This is a genomic window from bacterium, assembly GCA_024226335.1.
Taxonomy (GTDB): Bacteria; Myxococcota_A; UBA9160; order SZUA-336; family SZUA-336; genus JAAELY01.
Map to the genome: position 1 here is coordinate 1 of JAAELY010000449.1, position 822 is coordinate 822.

At 57.3% G+C, this 822-nt stretch carries 1 protein-coding gene; it reads left to right on the forward strand.

Annotated elements, in window-relative coordinates; genetic code table 11:
- The coding region (locus GY725_21495) for a hypothetical protein (GenBank protein ID MCP4006763.1) at positions 1–728 on the forward strand (728 nt) is incomplete at its 5' end.
- Between the last annotated feature and the right edge of the window lie 94 nt (positions 729–822).

The following is an 822-nucleotide window of genomic DNA, read 5'->3' on the forward strand; positions in this document are numbered from 1 at the left end:
CGAAGGTCGAACTGCTCGAAGAGGATCGCCAGGCGATGCTCCCAATTCCAGACAACCGTTTCGAGGCAAGACGCGTTGTTAATGGGCAATCGAACAGCCTGTCACTGGTCCGGTTCGATCGGAACGACTACAGCGTGCCGACCCAGTACGCGCATCGCAAGGTGCGTGTCGTCGGCTCGCTCGACAGGGTGCGGATCGTCGCCGACAGCCACGTCATCGCCGAACATGTTCGCGATTGGGAAGCGGAGAACGTCCACTACGAGCCGATTCATTATCTGGCACTGCTAGAGCGTAAGCCGAACGCGCTCGACTTTGGCAAACCGTTCGAGCAGTGGAAACTTCCTTGCGGCTTCGCCATCCTTCGACGTCGGCTCGAATCGGAATCGGGCGGCGAGGGCCGTCGCGAGTTCATCAAGATCTTGCGGCTTCTGGAAAACCATCCACCCAAAGAGTTGGGCAAGGCGATCGAGCGAGCGTTGGAGATCGGCGCACTGACGGTCGACGTTATCCGGATCCTTCTGCAGGAAGGCCGCGAGTCGCCCGCCAAGCTCTTCCGACTCGATGACCGTCCGCATCTGCAAGACCACAACATCCCCGAACCGCACATCTGCAAATACAACCAACTTATGAGAAGCGAGAACGACAGCCATGAAGAAACTCGAAACGAAGAGTACCGTATTGCTGAAGCATCATCTCAAGGCCCTCAAAATGCCGACCATGTACGATGAGTGCGAGAAGATCGCGGCGCGCTGCTCGAAAGAGAACGTCGATCATCTCGGCTTCTTGCTTCAACTCTGCGAGCAGGAACTGATCGACCGAGAG